The organism is Paenibacillus terrisolis (genome assembly GCF_056171975.1).
Genome location: NZ_JBKFGG010000001.1, coordinates 308,834 through 328,229, shown reverse-complemented (window position 1 = coordinate 328,229; position 19,396 = coordinate 308,834). Strand labels below are relative to the sequence as shown.

Sequence of the window (19,396 nt, the reverse complement as noted above, 5' to 3'; positions counted from 1 at the left end):
TGTTAACCGAAAATGGACCCCAAGTTGACCTGAAGCCGGTTGTTTCACGGAAGATCCTATAGTAGTATCGGCTAAGGAGGGAGATGCATGGAAGACTTGAAAGTTCAAAAAACGATAGGCGTATTGTTCGTCTGCTTGGGCAATATTTGCCGTTCGCCCATGGCGGAAGCCGTCTTTCGGCATCTGGCGGCCCGGGAGAATCTTAGCTCGCTGCTGCGCATCGATTCCGCGGGAACCGGCAGCTGGCATACGGGAAATCCGCCGCATCAAGGCACCCGGGGCATTTTAGACCGGTACGGCATATCGTACGAGGGTCAGCAGGCAAGACAGGTGGCGCAGAAGGATTTTGCCGAATTCGATTATATCATCGCCATGGATCGGCAGAACGAAAAGGACTTGAAGGCGCTGGCCAAGCAGACCAACGCCAAGATCATAAAGCTGCTCGACCTGGTCCCTGAGTCCATAGTCAAAGAAGTGCCCGATCCGTATTATACCGGCAATTTTGACGAAGTGTACGGGTTGGTTGAGCAGGGCTGCCGCGCGCTGCTGGATTTGATCAAAAGGGAAGAGCTGAAGGGCTGAGAGATGAGTTGAAAGAAGACCTGAACAAAGAGTTGGACTAAGAGCTGAAGGTGCGGTGGTGGCGTGGCAGCGAATAACGAGGGGCGAAACGAATAACGAGTAACGAATAACGAATACAGCCGAGGCTGCCATTTCGCCCACTTGCCCATGACCCGGCTTACATCCTCTCACGTCAACGAGAGAAATGTTGTAAAAAGTGCAGCATTTTGCTTCGCCAATTCGCGGATTGAATGAAATATTGCATAAAGTGCAACAATTTTGCCGAAAACCGCCAGAGAGTGGCCGATTTCGTTCAAAATGCTGCACAAAATGCAATAATAGAAGTTAAACACTCGATGTATGCTCCGAAATGCTGCATTAAGTACAACATTTTATATGTAGAAGTCCGTTAATATAAGTAGAAGCCCGCTAACAAAAGTAGTTCTCCCAACAAAACCCGTCCGGCCATCGCCGTGGCGGGTTTTTAATTGCCGATCCTCATTTTTCGGATTCTGGAAAATCGTAACGGTGCCTTCGGCATTTGATGTAAGACGTTTTCCTTTATGAATAATAAGAATGCGATATGGATATATGATCTTCCATTTTTTACAATAATGCATGAATTAAAATCGGAAGGGAGGTTTCCGGACGGCGTTCGTTCGATCTCGATTGCAGGCAGTAGACCAGGGGTGAGGAAAAACGCAGCCTTCACTGTTGGAAGCGACTGCATAGGCCGGTCGGCCCCGATGCCGATGACGCCATACCCCGGGCAACGGAAGGGCGTTCGAACCGATTGTGGAATGAACTCCCCGGTTGACCCGCACCAGAATACCAAACGGAGGGATGTTATGTTTAGGCAAGCTGTAAAAAAAGGAGTTTTGTTGCTGATCATCTTTAGCCTTACGGTTGCCGGCGGCGGCCAGTTCGTCAGACCGGCTTATGCTGAGGTTGCGAACAATGTTTATGAGGCCGAGGATCCCGGCAATACGCTTACGGGCAATGCTTCGGTCTCGGACAGCAACGCGGCTTCAGGCGGCAAGAAAGTCGGAGGTCTGTACGGCGGCAGTTCCTTGCAGTTCAATCAAGTTATCGTAGATGAAGCAGGCAATTATAAGATAACGGTGTACTATATCTCGGGCGATCAGCGGCCGTTTAATATCAGTGCCAACGGCGGCGCCAAGCAGTATGAAGAGCCGCCCAAGACGGCCGATTGGGAAACGGTGGGCACTTATGATTTGACGCTCCCGCTGAATGCCGGTGCGAACACCATCCTGATCGACGACAACAACTGGTATTCCCCGGACATCGACAAGATTGTGATTCGCGGTCTGGACGATAATCAAGAGCCGGGCGAAGGAAATGGCGGGGATTGGAAGAACCATCTTCACGGCACGGTAATCGAGGCGGAAGCTCCGGAGAATATTCTGGGCGGCAAGGCCAGGGTCGAGGACAGCAGCATCAGCTCCGGCGGTAAAAAAGTGACGGACTTGAATATGAACAGCTCCTTGCAGTTTGCGAACGTGATCGCTCCTGCCGATGGAACTTATATTATCCGCATTTCGTATATTTCCGGTGATTCGCGTCCCGTATACATGCAGGTCAATAACGGATCGGACGACATGATCGACCTGCCGAAGACGGCCAGCTGGAATACGGTCGGCACGTATGACGTGGAAGTCCCGCTTCAAGCCGGTACGAATACCGTCACATTTTCGGATCATAACTGGTATTCCCCGGATATGGACAAGATCGAGGTCATTCCGTATAAGCTCGGCTATGAAGCGGAAGACCCGGCCAATACGCTGACCGGTGAAGCGCGCGTATCCGACAGCACCAATGCTTCCGGCGGTAAAAAGGTGGGGTACCTCAACAACGGCAGCTCCCTTACCTTCAATCGGATCAAGGCTCCGCTGACCGGAAATTATCGCATAACGGTCGCTTATATTTCCGGTGATCCGCGCAGCTTCTATGTCAGCGTCAACGGCGGCGATGCGCAGTATTACTCTCCGCCGAAAACCGCCGATTGGGAAACGGTAGGCATGTATGACCTGGAAGTGGCGCTGAACGAAGGCGATAATACGATTACGTTCTCGGACGGGAATTCGTATTCGCCCGATCTGGATCGCATTATCGTAGAACCTGCGATGGATTCGGACCCCGGCACACCGGGCGAAGAGGATGATGATCTTGGGACGCCCGGCGACTCGCACAGCTACGGTGCCATCACCGTTACCGATTATACCTACGGCCTGCTTGTATCAAACGGCCAATACGAAGTGACTTACAACACCAAGACCGGCCTTATCGGCTATACCTTTGGCGAAGGTCAAAAGCTGAAGGGGATTTACAGCAGCATCAAGCTGGAGGGAGATGTTGCGATTGATACCCGAGGCTATGAGAGCCATACCGTCGCCGGAGAGCCGGCGGCAATCGAAGACGGCTTCGGCAAAGGAATCGAGCTTGCTTTTGTCCACACCTCGGCGGATAAGCCTACACTGAAGCAGATCTACAAATTTTATGAAAATAAAGCTTATTTCCTGACTCGGCTGGAGGCGGTAAGCGGCTCGGCGGTCAAAACGAATTACATGTCCCCTATCGCTCTGAAGCGCACGGGCGGCGTCGATATTGGCGCCAGCGCCGATAATCGTGTGCTGACGGTGCCGTTCGACAACGACGCCTGGATTCGTTACAAGTCCCAGAACATGAACCGTTCGGATACCAGCTATGAAATGACGGCCGTGTTCAATAATACGACACGCACCGGGCTGGTGCTTGGTTCGGTCACCCATGACACCTGGAAAACGGGGATTGATTGGAAAGGCTCGTCCAATTCCATTAACGAATTAACCGTATATGGCGGAGCGGCAACCGACGTTACCCGCGATACTGAGCCTCACGGCAGTCTGACCGGCACCGACCTGTTCTCTCCGATGATTATGGTGGGCGGATTTGCCGATTACCGTACGGGACTTGAGCAGTACGGAAAAGCCAACGCCGTTATCGCACCTCCGCTTGAGCTGAACCCTGAGCTGCCGCAAGGTGTTCCGGTGGGCTGGAATAGCTGGGGAGCATATGGCAGCTCGCTTTCCTATCAAAGCGTCGTGGACGTGTCCAACTACTTCAAGGAGAATCTGCCGAAATTCAACAGTAACGGCAACGTATTCATCAATATGGACTCATACTGGGACAATTTGAATGATCAGCAGCTTTCCCAGGCCGTATCGGCGATCAAGGGCAACGGGCAGCATGCCGGCATTTACTGGGCGCCGTTTGTATACTGGGGCAGCAATATGAACCAGACGGTTGAAGGCACCGATAACCGGTATACGTATGGCGACATTGTTCTGAAGGATGCCGAAGGCAACCCGCTGCCTACGCTCGACGGCGCCTACCCGCTGGATGTAACGCATCCGGGCGCCAAGCTGCGTATGAATTACTACCTGGACAAATTTAAAAATCTGGGTTTTACCTTTATCAAGCTGGATTTCCTGACGCACGGCTCTCTGGAAGGCCGGCATTATGATCCGAATGTAACCACGGGTATTCAGGCTTATAACGAAGGCATGCAATACGTCAAAGATCGGCTGGACGGAAAAATGTTCATCAGCGAATCCATCGCGCCGATCTTTCCGAGCCAATACGCCCACAGCAGACGGATTTCCTGCGATACGTACGGCAGGATCAACGAGACGGAATATATGTTGAATTCGTTGACCTACGGGTTCTGGCAAAACGGAACCATCTATACGTATACGGATCCGGACCACCTGGCCTTGAGTCGCGCCGTTACCTTGACGGAAGCGCGCAGCCGCTTGAATTCCGGTGTCATCGCCGGAACGATGCTGCTGGATTCCGATGACGTGAACGACCCTAAAGCGCAGGAATACATGACCGCCTTGTACAACAACAAGGATGTGCTTGATGTTGCTCTGAAGGGCAAGGCGTTTACGCCGCTTGAAGGCAATACCAACGCCAATGCCGCCGATACTTTTGTCTTGAAGGACGGCGGAGATTATTACCTGGCCGTATTCAACTATAACGGGAATGCTCCCGTGAACAAGACCGTGGATTTGGCCCGCGCGGGACTGGACCCTTCCCGGGCTTACTCGGTGCAGGACCTGTGGACCGGCGAAACCTCGACGGCAACCGGTTCTTGGACCGCGGCGCTGGAGGCGGCGGATTCGAAGCTGGTCAAACTGACAACGGCTCCTAAGAAAGTGACGGGGGTTGCGCTTGACAAGACACAGCTGGCATTAACCGCAGGGCAGACCGCCAAGCTGACGGCCGCCGTAACACCGGAGGATGCCGCCGACACAGCTGTAATCTGGACCTCCAGCAACCCGGCGGTAGCTGCCGTGAATCACGGTACGATTACTGCCATAAAAGCCGGGCAGGCTGTGATTACGGTTGAAACGGCGGATGGAGGCTTCAAGGCTTCTGCCGCGGTTACGGTTAAGGCTGCCGCCAATAACCCGGGAACGCCGGGGATTCCCGACAATTCGGGAAATCAGGGAAGTAACGGGAACACGGGCAGCGGAACCGGAAGCGCAGCAACCGGCACCGATTCTGCCGTTACACTAAACGTTGCGCCCGGGATGCTGAAAACGGACGATATTTCCGGCAAGTCGGTTCTTGAACTGAAGGCCGGCACACAGATCGTTCAACTGTCGCCGGAAGCCATTCGACAGATTGGAAGCAATGCGCTGGAAGTAAAATCCGGCCAGGTGTCGATCCAACTGCCCGCGGCCGTAATAGAGCAGTTGCGAAGCAAGCTGCCGGCAGACCAGCGGGAGGACAGCACGCTCTCTCTGCATATCATTCCGCTTGCCGCAAAAGCTGACGAGGTCATTGCAGCCGCGGCGGCGAAAACCCCTGCAAAGGTTGCTCTGAAGGGCGAGATATATGAGTTTGGCCTGCTTGCGACATCCAAAGCCGGCGCAACCGAACGGCTGACCGCTTTCGATTCGCCGGTTACGATTAGTCTGAAAGCGGCCGATGGTTTTGACGCTAAATCGGGAGGCATCTACTTTATCGGCGACACCGGCAAGCTGGAGTATGTCCAGGCAGATTACAGCGGCGGCGTGTTGACCGCCAAGGTCGGTCATTTCAGCAAATACGCCGTGCTGGAGCTGAACCGTGCCTTTACCGATGTGCCGGCGGGTTACTGGGCGGGCGATGTGATCAAGGAACTGGCGGCGAAGCTGCTGATCCAAGGCGCAAGCAGCGACCGCTTTGAACCGGGCCGGGCCGTGACTCGCGCCGAGTTCGCCGCGATGCTCGTTCAATCCCTAGGACTGACGGCAGCGGGCAACGCCAGCTTTACGGATGTTGCGCCGGACGCTTGGTATGCGGGGCCGGTCTCTATCGCTTTTCAAGCCGGGATCGTGAATGGACGCACTGCAGACAAATTCGAGCCGTCCGCCAAGATCACCCGTGAGGAGATGACGGTGATGCTGATGAAGGCTTACGAACTCAAGAAGGGCCAAGCGCAGCCGTCCACTGCGGATATTGGCTACACGGATAGAAGTCTGATCTCGGACTGGGCGGCTGCATCTGTTAACCAGGCTGCGGAACTGGGTTTGATCCGGGGCAAAGGCCAGGGGCAATTCGCGCCTAAAGCGATCGCTTCCAGAGCGGAGGCCGCTCAGGCAGTGTATAACCTGATTTTGAAGTAGCGCTTTTCCGGCTGCGGATCGCATGATCCGCGGCTTTTTTCTTGGCGATGCCTCATATGTTTTCCTCCCCCAGGCATCAAGTCAAAAAAGGAGTTTCCAATATACCCGGAAGGGCAGCGGGAACTCCTTTTTTGATCTGTAGGGGAAAAGTCGACACGGTCTTTCAGCCGTTCTTGAGGATAGTTTGATGAGCATGAGATCTTATAACTTGGATAATTAATAAACCTGCACATGATGCAACATTTTGCTTCGTTAGAACCTTAGAGCGACCGGAATGTTGCATCAAGTGCAGCATTTTGCGGAATTTCTTCAGAAGAATGGCCAATTTGGTTCAAATTGCTGCACAAAATGCAATATTTGTGAGCCGAACCGCCACAGATTCCCCGAAATGCTGCACAAAATGCAACATTAGATTTGAGAAACGCTTGGTTTCAGACACCCCCGACTCAAACAGCAAATCCCTTTGCGACAATTGCCGCGAAGGGATTTTGTGTTCTCCACCTATCAGAGATGGGCCAATTTCAGCTTTTGATGGCCCCCATCATAATCCCTTTAACGAAATATTTCTGCACGAAAGGATAAACCATGATGATCGGCAGGGTGGCTACCATCGTGACAGCCATACGGATGCTTTCGCTGGAGACCGGGATCCGTTTGGAGCTTTGCGCAAGCTGCTGGGCGTCCGACATCATCGCACCGGTCTGGAACTGGTTGAGGATTTTGACCAGGACAGCCTGCAGTGTTTTGAGCTCAGGCTTGTATGTGTAGATGTAGGAGTCGTACCAGGCGTTCCAGTGGCCGATGGCGAGGAACAGCCCGATCGTAGCCAGTATGGGGACGCACAGCGGCATGACGATACGGATAAAGACCTGCAGGTCGTTAGCCCCGTCGATTTTGGCCGATTCCTCGATTTCGCCGGGAAGCTGCTCAATGAAGGTGCGGACGAGAATCATCAGGAACACCCCGATCAGACCCGGGAAAATAAACACCCAGAAGGAGTCGATCAGGCCCAGCGATTTGATGACCATATAGGTCGGAATCAGGCCGCCGCCGAAATACATCGTGAACACGAAGAAAAACGAAAAGTATTTCCAGCCCAGCAAGTAACGCTTGCTGAGAGAATAGGCGAGCATGGAAATGCAGATGATGGACAAGGCCGTTCCGACAATCGTCCGCAGCACCGTCACCTGCAGCGCGCTCCAGATTTCCGGGTTTCGGAATATCGTGACATAGCTGGCGAACGTAAGCTCCCGCGGCCAGAAATACAGGTTGCCGCGCAGAGAGTCCGTAGCGTCGTTAAGCGAGAGAACCAATATGTTCCAGAACGGATAAAACGTGACGAGGAAGATGATCGTCAGAAACACGTAAAGGGCAGCGTCGAAGATATGCTCGGGAATGCTTTTTTTGGACATCATGCTAGTACCTCCAGGGCCGCCCTAGAACAAGGATTGGCCGTTGATTTTTTTGGCTGTGTTATTGACGATCAGGACGATGATAAAGGCGACGACGGAGCTGAACATCCCGACGGCTGCGGCGTAGGAGAACATGCCGTTCTGAATCCCGTACCGGAACGTGTAGGTGGACAGTACGTCGGAGTAGTCCTTCGTCAAGTCGTTGCCCAGCAGGAAGTGCTGGTCGAAGCCCGCGTTCAGAATGCCGCCTAGCGCCAAAATGAGCAAGATGACGATGGTAGGCTTCAGATGCGGGAGTGTAATATAGCGGATTTGCCTAAACCGGTTAGCTCCATCCACCTTGGCGGCCTCGTACAATTCCGGGTTGATGGAAGAAATGGCCGCAAGATACATGATCGAGCTGTACCCCATGTCCTTCCACGTATTGCCCAGCGCCACGATCCACCAGAAATAGTGCCCGTTTTGCAGAAACAGCACGCTTTCGTTCGTGATATGGAAAAATTTCAGCAGAGCGTTTACCGCGCCGTCCGAGGACAACAGTGTAACGATGATGTTTGCGGCGATAACCCAGGAGATGAAATAAGGCAAATAAGAAGACGTTTGTACGACTTTTTTGAAATTGACGTTTTTGATCTCGTTGATCGCAATGGCAATCAGGATCGGCATCGGAAACGAGATGCAGATCGTGATCAGCGTCGAAGCGAGCGTATTGCGCATGATGATCAGAAAATCGCCGTTATTGAAAAAATAACGGAACCATTCCAGGCCGACGAACTCGCTGTGGAACAGGCTGTGCCAAAATCGGCCGAGCGTGGGCTGGTAATTAACGAACGACATATACAATCCGGCCATGGGCGTATAGGCAAAAAGCACCGCCCAAATGAGTGCCGGCAGCATCATGAGAAATAGGAATTTTTGCTGCTTAAGTACGGGCCAAAGCTTTTTTCGAGGAAGATTCAATTCGGTTCTTTCGGGCAAATTCAAGTCGGTTTGCATGGTGGCACCTCGTTTTTCTAGGAATACAAAAATTATAAAACCCGCAAAAATTCGGTGTCGATACGGCAATGTATCGAATGATGCATGAAAATAACTTTCATTCCTGCGATGCATTCTGCTCCCTGGGATGTAAGCGCTATAATTAAAATGGATACATGCATTACAGGGGAGGAGAGCATGACATGTACAGTATTTTTCTGGTGGATGATGAGGAATTGGAACTGGAGATGATGCGTGACTTCATTCGTTGGGAAGAGATGGGGATTTATGTCGCCGGGGTGGGCATTAACGGCAGGGACGCCCAGGAGAAAATACATGTCATTCAGCCGGACATCGTCTTGACCGATGTGCAAATGCCCGTGATGAACGGACTGGAACTGGCGAAGTGGGTAAGCGAGCAATACGATTGGATGCAAATCGTTTTTTTGACCGGCCACGACGAATTCAATTACGTCAAATCCGCGCTTCACGTCGGAGCGGTCGGTTATCTGCTCAAGCCGCTCGATCTGGAGGAAATCGCCGGCGTGATGCAGCGGGTCAAACAAAAATGCGAAGAGGTCCGCTTCAAAAATAAATCGATTCAAATGACAAAAGCGAATATTTTCAAGGAATTGCTTTACGAAAAAGAGGCTTCCCGGCGGGAAGATCTGGCCCGGAGCCTGAGCAAGCTGGAGCGCCGGGAAGAGGTTTCTCCTTACACGCTGGCGCTTTGCGGCATGGACAGGGATGAGACAGACCCGGCAGCCCATGAAGGGCACTCGAACGAGGCCGACGCGGCCCGGATGCAAGAAGCCGTTGAGGGCTATTTCCGGGCCATCCGGAGGGAACCCGTAATGTTCCTTCACAAGGAAGAGGAATTGGTTCTGCTTCTGGATGCGGCACAGCCCGCCATGACGCGGGAGTACTGGCTGCTCATGCTGCAATCGGTGCAAAACGCTCTTGGACGCCAAGTGACGATAACCATGAGCGACGATTTCGCCGAGCCCGTCCGGCTTGCCGAGCTTTATGAAAGAACCCGCAAAGTCAGCGAAGAGCGCTTTTACCTGGGATCGGGCCAACTCATTGCGCCAAGCGACGTAAAGTCCTGCTATAACTGCGATCAGATGCCGCCGTTTGCGGAAAAGGAATGGTTTGAAGCGCTGCAGCAGCTGGAACAAGGCCGGGTCTTGGAAATACTGAGCGGATATTGTTCCAACCTGCGCCATTTGCGGATCGGCAAGCCTTCGATTTTGAAGTGGGCGTTTGATGTTTTGGAACGGATGGAAGCGCAGCTCCATAATCCCAGCTTAAACGGGTATTCCGAAACCGGGCGAAGAGCGGCGCTATACCACGCTATCTATGATTGCCGGACGCTAAGCGGCATTGAGGCGGCTATTATGCGGGTCGCCGAGCATTACATGAACCAGCTCAGGGATCGTTCGGGGGATAAAAACGCCAAGCTGGTGCAGCAGGTCTGTCAGATCATCGAACGCACCTACCATGAGCCGATTACGATCAACAGCTTGTCCAGCCAGGTGTATTTGTCTCCCAATTATTTGCGTTCGATCTTCCGGGACAAAACCGGCATGACGATCCATGACTACCTGACCCGCATCCGGCTTGAAAAAGCCAAGGAAATGCTCGCAGATCCTTCGCTGAAGGTCCAGGACATCGCTCAAAAAACCGGTTACGAAAGCACCTCTTATTTCATTTCCTTATTCCTGAAGAGCCAAGGGGTCACGCCGAATGAATATCGAAAAAACCTCTGAATTCTGGAACGGGCTTTGCCGGGGAATCGGGTATATCCGGCACCATTTGATCGCCAATTTACGGCTGCGCAACAAGTTTTTCATTATTTTTCTCATCGTCTCCTTCATTCCGTTTTCCGTGCTTATTTATTACTCCTACACGTCTACCCGGGACACGATTACCGAGCAGACGTATTCCAGCCTGAAAGGAACGCTGAGCCAGATCAATACGAACATCGAAAACCGCCTCGATTACTACAATCAGTTGACGAACATTTTGTACATGGATGCTCAGCTGCGCAATTATTTATCCAACGATTACGAGCAGGCCTTTTATTATCTGGACGCGTTCCAATACATCAACCGCACGATGTCCTCCATGTTGATCGCGAATGCCAGCATTCAGGGGATCACGATCTACATCGACAACAAAACGCTGTATTCCGACAAGCAGTTCATCAAGTATACGGAGGAGCTGCCGGAAGAGGTGAAGCAAAAAGCGCTGGAGGCAGCGGGAAAATCGGTTTATACGCATACCGAAAATGATCCGCAGGCGCCAAAGCCTTATTTTACCGTGGCCCGGTCGTTAAGCTATTTCAGCCTGAGCCATCCCTACGGGATTCTGACGATCAATATCGACGAAGATGAAATCTACTCCATGATCGAAAAAGAAAACAGCAACAAAAGCGTCTATATCATCGATGAAAACGGACGTATTGTGAGCACGGGGGATAAGGACATCGAGTCCCGCCAGCTGTACGACGTCTATCCCATCAAACATAAGCTTGCGGGAGACAAAGGCAATTTTGACGCGCGGATCGGCGGGCAAGAGCGGTATTTTACCTACAAAAAACTGAGCAACGGATGGACGACGGTTATCACCGTTCCGTACAACGAGCTGCTGTACAATACCAATCAGGCAACGAAACGCATCGTGTGGATTTCCGTCTCGGTCATCGCGGTGGCGGCGCTGCTGATTTATCTGACCGCCAAAGTGATCACGAAACGCATCGAGGTACTGCTCCTGCAGATCCGAAAAGTAGAGCGCGGACGCTTCGAGGTTAACCTGAAGTCGATGGGCAACGATGAGATCGGCCAGTTGGCCTACGCGTTTCAGAAGATGACCTCCCGGATTCAAGAGTTGATCGACGAGGTGTACATTAAGGAAATCGCCGTGAAGGAATCGGAACTGACGACGCTGCAGGCGCAGATTAATCCGCATTTTTTATACAATACGCTGTCCTCCATTTCCTCCCTGGCAGTCAAGGAAGGGAGCATGCAGGTCTACCAGATGGTCAATTACTTGTCGAAGTATTACCGGATCTCGCTCAATAAGGGAAAGCGGATTATTTTGCTCGGGCAGGAAATCAATCTGGTGAAAAACTATATCTCCATTCAGGAAATCCGTTTCCGCGGGATGCTGCATATGCATTACGATCTCGATGAAACGCTGTTCAACCGGACGGTGATCAAGCTGATTTTGCAACCGTTTATCGAGAACTGCATTAACCATGCCATCTGGAGCGAGTCGGGCGTCAATATTATCGTTAAGCTGAAGGCGGAAGGGGAGGACATTCTGCTGCAGGTTATCGACGACGGCATGGGTATGACCCGGGAACGTTTGGAGGAGGCCTTCAATAAGGCGAACAATCAGTCGGGCTACGGAATCAAAAATGTGGATGACCGCATCAAGCTGGCATACGGCGAGCGATACGGGGTGGAAATCTTCAGCAGGTTGGGCATTGGCACGAATGTGACCGTGCGAATTCCGCTTGATACGGCTGTTCAGGGATGAAAGACGTTTTCCACTATGAATAGTAACAATGCGTTATGGATAAACCCCAGGGCGCTTTTTACAATTGAGATGCAGCTTGAAGTTTGAGCGCAAAAGCATAAGAGAGGGGTTACACGGATGAAGAAAAAATGGCTGTTCATGGTATCCTCGATGTTAATCATCGCCCTGCTGGCGGGATGCGGCGGATCGAAACCGGCGGCAAACGGAAATGCGCCCGCGGCCGATGGAAATTCCGGAAATGCGGCAAACGCGGAGGATAAGACGCCGATCACGTTAACGTGGTTCGACAAAAATACGGGTGATCCTTTTACGAACCCGGTTGCGAAAGCGATTACAGAGAAAACCGGCGTGACGGTGGAAATTCAGCAGCCGACGGGGAATCCGGCGGAAAAGCTGAACCTGATGCTCGCCAGCAACGATTTGCCTGACGTGGTCATGCTTGATCGGGGCAGCGATATCATGAACAAATACATCGCTTCGGGCGCGGTCGTGCCGCTCAATGACCTCATTGACCAATACGGTCCGAACATTAAGAAAATGTATGGCGATACGCTGAAAAAGACGCGCAGCGCGGACGGTAAAAACTACTATTTGGCCAACTGGTACGGCCTGGAGCAGTACCCCGTTTTCGGCTTCCTGATGAGAATGGACTTAATGAAGGAATTGGGCGTAGGGGACAAAGTCAACAACGGCGAACCGTTCACGGCGGAGGAATTCGAAAACCTGCTGATCAAGTTCAAAGAGAAGTATCCTACGATCGACGGCAAAACGACGATCCCGATGACGCTGAACGGAGAAAATATGAGCGGCGTAACGGGAACCTTCAAGGGAATGTTCGGCATCATGCCGTACTATGAAGAAAACGGCGAACTGAAAAAGGACGTCCGCGATCCGAAGTACCTGGACATGATGAAATATATGAACTCGCTGTACCGGCAAGGCCTGCTTGATAAAGAGTGGGTCACCATGAAAACGAAGCAATATGAGCAAAAACTGGCATCCGGAACCGTTTTCGCCACGGCGGACGCGTCCTGGAACGTCGGAAATCCGAACTCGCTGCTGAAGGCCGAAGCCAAGGATCCGGCAACGGCGGACGACAGACAGCTGTATCAATATAAAGTGCTGGCTCCGGGCGTGGGTCCCGATCAAACGACCTATGGTCCGAAGAGCTCGCTTGGCTGGGACGGAGTGGCCATCTCCAAGACGAACAAAGACCCGGTTCGCACCATCAAATTCCTCGACTTCCTCGCCAGCGAAGAAGGCCAATATTTGATGATGTGGGGACTTGAAGGCAAGGATTGGGACATGAAGGACGGCAAGCATGTGCCGCGTCCGGAAGTGATTGACGCCTTCAAGAAAAACTGGGACGAAGCTTCCCGGTCGACCGGTATCCGCAAATGGACCTGGGTCATCAAAAACGGCCCGGGATCGGACGGAACGCCTTATGATTTGATCGGCCGTTATTCCACCGATCCGACAACGGATCTCGCCATCAAAAACCTGGCCGATACCTCCTTCGACACGGCGCCTTACGACAGCTTGGGACCTGCGGGAGGAACGCCGGAAGCGATCATGGAAACCAAAGTCAACGAAACGATCAACGAGTACTTCCTGAAAATGGCGCTCGCTCCTTCGGAACAGGATCTCGTGAACCTGTACAACCAAATGATGAAGGAAGTCGATTCGGCCGGATTGTCGAAGCTGGAAAAAGTGTACAACAAAAACTACCAAGAACGCATGGAATTGTGGAAATAATAACCGTGCGGATCTGGCGGTAGCGGTTGAGAGAGGGTGCCCTAATGGCCATGGAGATGGCTTTAGGGCACTCTTTTTGTGCGAATTCCGGTTGACGGCATAGGCTGGACTGGGAGTGGGGAACGGCGGCGGGTCTCGCGCTGCACTTGCCTCTGGGGGGCCATGCGTAGTGAGGTCGCAACACAGAGAGCGACGGTCGCGGTGAAGCCGCAGCGAGCGGAGTGGGCCATGCGAAGCCGCGGTAGGCGGCGTGGGTCATGCGAAGCTGCGGTAGACGGTGTGATCCCGGCGAAGCAGCGCATTTTGCGAGGGATGCTGCGATCTTGTAGCCGCCGTGTCTAAAAATGTTGTATTTTATACAACTTATTTGGCCTTGAATTGCCTTTATGGCATAAATGTTGCATTTACTGCAACTATTTTGGGCTTTACGCCCACTTTCAGGCCGATATGCCGGAAAATATTGCACTTTCTACAACAAATGAATTGATGTGCCCCGAGTGGGGGCTAATTTGTTGTAGATTATGCAACATTTATTTTGGCGGAGCCAAAAAGAGCTGGAGCTTAAGTGTGTCGGGATGAGTAAGGTAGCAGCTTATAAAAAATAAAAACTTAAGTTAGTTGGATAGACATACAGGAATCGGGACATGGGGCGTTGGTGCATAGAGTACGGGGGCAGGGGACACGAAGTTCAAGAACATAGTAACAAGAGTACGAAGCGAGAAGGAAAGGAGTCGGGATATGAGGTGCTGGAGCATAGAGTATAGAGGCAGGAGACACGAAGTGCGGGAACATAGGTAACAAGAGTATGGAGCGAGGAGGAAAGGAGTCGGGATATGAGGTGCTGGAGCATAGAGTACGGGGGCAGGGGACACGAAGTTCAAGAACATAGTAACAAGAGTACGAAGCGAGGAGGAAAGGAGTCGGGATATGAGGTGCTGGAGCATAGAGTATAGAGGCAGGAGACACGAAGTGCGGGAACATAGGTAACAAGAGTATGGAGCGAGGAGGAAAGGAGTCGGGATATGAGGTGCTGGAGCATAGAGTACGGGGGCAGGGGACACGAAGTTCAAGAACATAGTAACAAGAGTACGAAGCGAGGAGGAAAGGAGTCGGGATATGAGGTGCTGGAGCATAGAGTATAGAGGCAGGAGACACGAAGTGCGGGAACATAGGTAACAAGAGTATGGAGCGAGGAGGAAAGGAGTCGGGATATGAGGTGCTGGAGCATAGAGTACGGGGGCAGGGGACACGAAGTTCAAGAACATAGTAACAAGAGTACGAAGCGAGGAGGAAAGGAGTCGGGATATGAGGTGCTGGAGCATAGAGTACGGGGGCCGGGGACACGAAGTTCAAGAACATAGTAACAAGAGTACGGAGCGAGGAGGAAAGGAGTCGGGATATGAGGTGCTGGAGCATAGAGTACGGGGGCAGGGGACACGAAGTTCAAGAACATAGTAACAAGAGTACGAAGCGAGGAGGAAAGGAGTCGGGATATGAGGTGCTGGAGCATAGAGTACGGAGGCAGGAGACACGAAGTGCGGGAACATAGGTAACAAGAGTATGGAGCGAGGAGCACAAGGAACAAGGAACAAGGAACAAGGAACAAGAGAAGTACGGATTCCAGGATCAAAAGCCCACATTTTCACGGACACTTAGGCGGCCGGACTCCCCAAAATTCTCCTTGTGCGAATTGGAATATTAAGGTATGATAAAGCCCTTCTCACAAAATCGCCTTGTCTGAAGTGAACGGATCCGCCGTTCAATATGCTTATCGGAGGTGTCATATCGTCATGCTTTATTTCACGCTGGCTTCAAAAGCCTACGCGCGCAATTTGCAGTACCGCGGCGCACACATGGTGCACAATCTCGCGAGTGCGATGTTCGGATTCATGTACGCATGCATCTGGATCGGACTGGGAGAGAATCACCGGCTTGGAGATTACGGAACGCAGGGAATGGTAAGCTATATCGCCTTTAACCAAGCCACGCTCTGGATTTCCGGCTTCATCACCAACGGTCTCGGCATTCCCCAAGCCGTCAGGACCGGCCAAATCGCGCTTGACCTGATGCGTCCCGTTCATTTGCTCAGCCACATGATGGCCAGAGAATGGGGCCAAATCGCCTACCAATTGATTTACAAATCCATTCCGATTTATCTTCTGTATGTACTCGTCTTTTCGCTCCATGTTCCGAATCAAGGGTTAACCTGGCTGTATACCATTATGGGCCTGGCCGGAGCCGCCTACTTATCCATCTGCATGAATTATCTGATCGGCGTCAGCGCCTTGTGGACGACGGAATCGTCATGGCTGTACTGGGGAAACCATGCTTTGATCAATCTGCTTGCCGGATTCTTTATCCCGCTCGAATGGCTGCCGGGCTGGCTGGCGCGCCTTTCCTGGATGTCACCCTATCCTTATCTCATGTATGTGCCAACAACCATCTATCTTGGCAAAGGAAGCGGATCCTCGTTATGGGGGACGCTGTTTTGGTGTGTATTCATGACCGGAATTTGTTTATTGGCTACTCGGCTGCTCCGCCGCAAATTGGAGGTGCAGGGAGGATGACCGTCAAATCCTGGCTTGCTTTATATAGGCTGCTTATTCGGACGAGCGTCAAAAGCCGGATGCAGTATAAATTCAATTTTGTGTTCGGCTCATTCCTGGCGGCTCTGATTCAAATCTCCGAGTTTCTGATGATTGCCATCGTGCTGAATAAATTCGGCGCCATTCACGGCTGGTCGATGTACGAGGTTGGGTACCTGTTTGCGGTGATGACGCTGTCCAAAACGTTATACCGTACATTTGCCGACGAAGTGCACCACTTGGAAAAATACCTGGTAAACGGGGAGCTTGACCAGCTGTTGACCCGGCCGATGCCGGTTCTGCTGGCTTTGATGCCGCAAAGCTTCCGGATTATGATCGGCGAGGTGCTGCAGGGCGGTTTCATCCTTTGCTGGTCGCTCGGCGGGATGATGCGAGGCGGTCAAGTGGGTTGGACCGCAGTGCCGTTTACGTTGTTCATTATTATCACGGGAGCGCTCATTCTGTTTTCGATCGGACTCGCGACCGTTACGCTTGGCTTCTGGACGACACGAATCGATGAACTGCAGACCTTCACGGAGGACGCTGCCCGCACGGCCGCGCAGTATCCGCTGACGCTGTATCCGAAATGGATGTCCTCGATGCTGCTGGTGATCATTCCGGTCGGCTTCGTCAACTATGTCCCGTCGCTATTTATTTTGCGCGGCGAACTGGGAGGATGGGTGCTTCCGGCCGTGGCGGCAGTAGCGATGATCTGTCTTGCGGCCAGCCTGAGGTTTTGGCAATTCGGCATGACCAAATATCAAAGTACGGGAAGCTGAGGAGGGGACGGAACATGATGATTGAAGCTCACAATTTATATAAAGAGTTCAAAACTCCAGTTGTCCGCGAGGGGCGGTTCGCCGGAGTCCGCACCTTGTTTTCGAGGGAATATCGCGTTAAGGAAGCGGTGCGGGGAATCAGCTTTAAGGTAGAACGCGGGGAATTTGTCGGTTACATCGGTCCGAATGGAGCGGGAAAGTCGACGACGATCAAAATGCTCACCGGAATCCTGCATCCTACCGCCGGCGAGGTAAAGGTCGGAGGATTGAGTCCGCACCGGGACCGGAGGAAAGCCGTCCGGAAGCTGGGAGTGGTGTTCGGCCAGCGCAGCCAGCTGTGGTGGGATTTGCCGGTCAAAGATTCTTACGACATTTTCGCGGAGATGTACGGGGTAAGCGAATCGGATAAAAAGAAAAGATTGGGGCAGTTTGGCGAGCTGCTGAATCTGCGGGAGTTCTGGATGACGCCGGTTCGCAAGCTGTCGCTCGGCCAGCGGATGCGGGCCGATATCGCGGCCGCGATGCTGCATGATCCCGAGTTGTTGTTCCTCGACGAGCCAACGATTGGCCTCGATGTGCAGGCCAAACGCAATATCAGGGAGTTTTTGCAAGCATTAAACGAAGATTTCGGTAAAACGATTCTGCTCACAACCCATGATATGGACGATATCGAGCGGCTATGCGGCCGTGTAATGGTTATCGATCACGGTGAACTGACCTATGACGGAACGATCCCGTCTCTGCGGGAGAGGATTGGCTTGCCGACGGTGCTTCGCGTCAAATTTCGTAGTTTTGTCCGCATGCCTGCCGAACATGCTGCACAACTGGCGGCCGGAATCGGGAAGGAGGAGTCTCTGGCTGGGTATGGCTGTCCTGTTGATTTGTCCGCAATTCCATTTCGGGTAACGGGCGTGGATGGGGATACGGTCATAATCGAAGCGGACCGGAGGGAGATCGGAACCATGGAGATTATTCGAGAACTAAGCGGTTGGGGCGAAATCGACGACGTATCCATGGAAGAGCCCGGTTTTGAGGAGGTTATCCGCAGCTTCTCGGCATCGTAAACAAGGGGCTGCACTTGGTTACAGGATTTGAATAAAATGAGGCCGTCCAGTTGTTTTTCATGATTCAATAGGATAATTTAAAAGTAATGAAACGAAAATGAGATTATGTAAAGGAGTGGCGGAAAGATGCGTGAAATGGATATTTCACAGTTGATTCGAACGTCCAGCAATCGCAATAGAGTGCGTTTCATTCAAACCTCGGCATCGATGAAACTCCGCTCGGAAGCCGAGATCATACTGCTTATGCACAGCACTAGAAAACGTGTAATAAAGAGTCTGAACGAAGGCAGAATTCAAATAAAAAACAAGAAGGAATGGACGCTACGTTAAAGTCGGGGGGAACGATATGTCTACCGTATGGGATAGCGAGGAGTTCCGGCAGAAATTGCTGGAAGCCAGAAATCAATTGAAAATATTGGGGGCTGATTCGGAGCGCGCGTCTTGGAAAGAGCTGTACGCAATGGGGATTATAACGCCTCTACTGGATGAGGTTGGCGCAGACCCGGCGATTATTGTGGGCGGTCACGCCGTGGAATTGTACACTTCAGGCAGTTATAAAACCGCCGACATCGATTTGGTTATGATACGGGATGACCTAGCCAGGAGGATATTCGACCTAATGGGGTTTGAAAGAACAACCGATCAAAGACATTATTATGTAGAAGAATTGGATATGCCGATCGAAATTCCAAGTGATACTCTGGCGGGCTCAAAAGATAAAGTCATCAAATTAACCACACCCGAAGGCTATTGTTATGTCATCGGGATCGAGGATTTGATACTTGATCGATTGAAGGCATCCTTGTACTGGAACGACAAACGCAGTGAGGAGTGGGCTATTTATTTAATCTCCGCACAAATCGATAACATAGATAAAGAGTATATATTTGACACAGCTCAACGGGAAGACCCCGCTTTGGCCGAAAAGCTGAAGACAACATTGCAGTGGGTGGAAGAAGTTGATAGGTAGCCCGTTCACGTTATTATTGTTAAAAGGCCGGTCCGTATGCATGACGCATAGGACCGGCCTTTTGTGTTACAGAGATG

11 protein-coding genes are annotated in these 19,396 nt (G+C 52.0%); 9 read left to right on the top strand and 2 right to left on the bottom strand.

Annotated features, from left to right (window positions below):
* The first annotated feature begins 87 nt into the window (after positions 1–87).
* Both ACI48K_RS01465 and ACI48K_RS01460 read left to right on the top strand, forming a co-directional pair.
* Positions 88–582 (top strand): low molecular weight protein-tyrosine-phosphatase, encoded by a 495-nt coding sequence (locus ACI48K_RS01465; RefSeq protein ID WP_475025783.1) that lies wholly within the window; start codon positions 88–90, stop codon positions 580–582.
* Positions 583–1,409: 827 nt separating this feature from the next.
* Positions 1,410–6,236 (top strand): S-layer homology domain-containing protein, encoded by a 4,827-nt coding sequence (locus ACI48K_RS01460; protein ID WP_475025782.1) that lies wholly within the window; start codon positions 1,410–1,412, stop codon positions 6,234–6,236.
* Between the two features lie 521 nt (positions 6,237–6,757).
* Here the strand turns inward: ACI48K_RS01460 and ACI48K_RS01455 are convergent.
* Together ACI48K_RS01455 and ACI48K_RS01450 are read right to left on the bottom strand one after the other, a co-directional pair.
* A complete protein-coding gene (locus tag ACI48K_RS01455; RefSeq protein WP_475025781.1) occupies positions 6,758–7,651 on the bottom strand; it encodes a carbohydrate ABC transporter permease in 894 nt (297 codons plus the stop codon).
* A gap of 21 nt (positions 7,652–7,672) precedes the next feature.
* Positions 7,673–8,644: an ABC transporter permease gene (locus ACI48K_RS01450; RefSeq protein ID WP_475025780.1), complete on the bottom strand. Its 972-nt coding sequence runs from the start codon at positions 8,642–8,644 to the stop codon at positions 7,673–7,675.
* Between the two features lie 182 nt (positions 8,645–8,826).
* Here ACI48K_RS01450 and ACI48K_RS01445 point away from each other — a divergent pair, with 182 nt between their 5' ends.
* The 7 genes from ACI48K_RS01445 to ACI48K_RS01415 all read left to right on the top strand — a co-directional run bounded on the left by ACI48K_RS01445 (position 8,827) and on the right by ACI48K_RS01415 (position 19,319).
* Entirely contained in the window at positions 8,827–10,392 is a 1,566-nt protein-coding gene (locus tag ACI48K_RS01445; RefSeq protein WP_475025779.1) for a response regulator transcription factor, read from the top strand.
* Positions 10,370–12,166 carry a cache domain-containing sensor histidine kinase gene (locus ACI48K_RS01440; RefSeq protein ID WP_475025778.1) on the top strand — a complete coding sequence of 599 codons (1,797 nt, stop codon included), beginning with the start codon at positions 10,370–10,372 and terminating at the stop codon, positions 12,164–12,166. Before ACI48K_RS01445 ends, ACI48K_RS01440 begins: the two co-directional genes overlap by 23 nt.
* A gap of 117 nt (positions 12,167–12,283) precedes the next feature.
* Positions 12,284–13,921, top strand: coding sequence for an ABC transporter substrate-binding protein (locus ACI48K_RS01435; protein ID WP_475025777.1), 1,638 nt, complete (start codon positions 12,284–12,286; stop codon positions 13,919–13,921).
* A gap of 1,790 nt (positions 13,922–15,711) precedes the next feature.
* Entirely contained in the window at positions 15,712–16,488 is a 777-nt protein-coding gene (locus ACI48K_RS01430; RefSeq protein WP_475025775.1) for an ABC transporter permease, read from the top strand.
* Entirely contained in the window at positions 16,485–17,285 is an 801-nt protein-coding gene (locus ACI48K_RS01425; RefSeq protein ID WP_475025774.1) for an ABC transporter permease, read from the top strand. Before ACI48K_RS01430 ends, ACI48K_RS01425 begins: the two co-directional genes overlap by 4 nt.
* Positions 17,286–17,302: 17 nt before the next feature.
* A complete protein-coding gene (locus tag ACI48K_RS01420; protein ID WP_475026042.1) occupies positions 17,303–18,349 on the top strand; it encodes an ABC transporter ATP-binding protein in 1,047 nt (348 codons plus the stop codon).
* 346 nt (positions 18,350–18,695) lie between these two features.
* Complete coding sequence (locus tag ACI48K_RS01415; protein WP_475025773.1) at positions 18,696–19,319, top strand: hypothetical protein; 624 nt, start codon at positions 18,696–18,698, stop codon at positions 19,317–19,319.
* Positions 19,320–19,396: the final 77 nt, after the last annotated feature.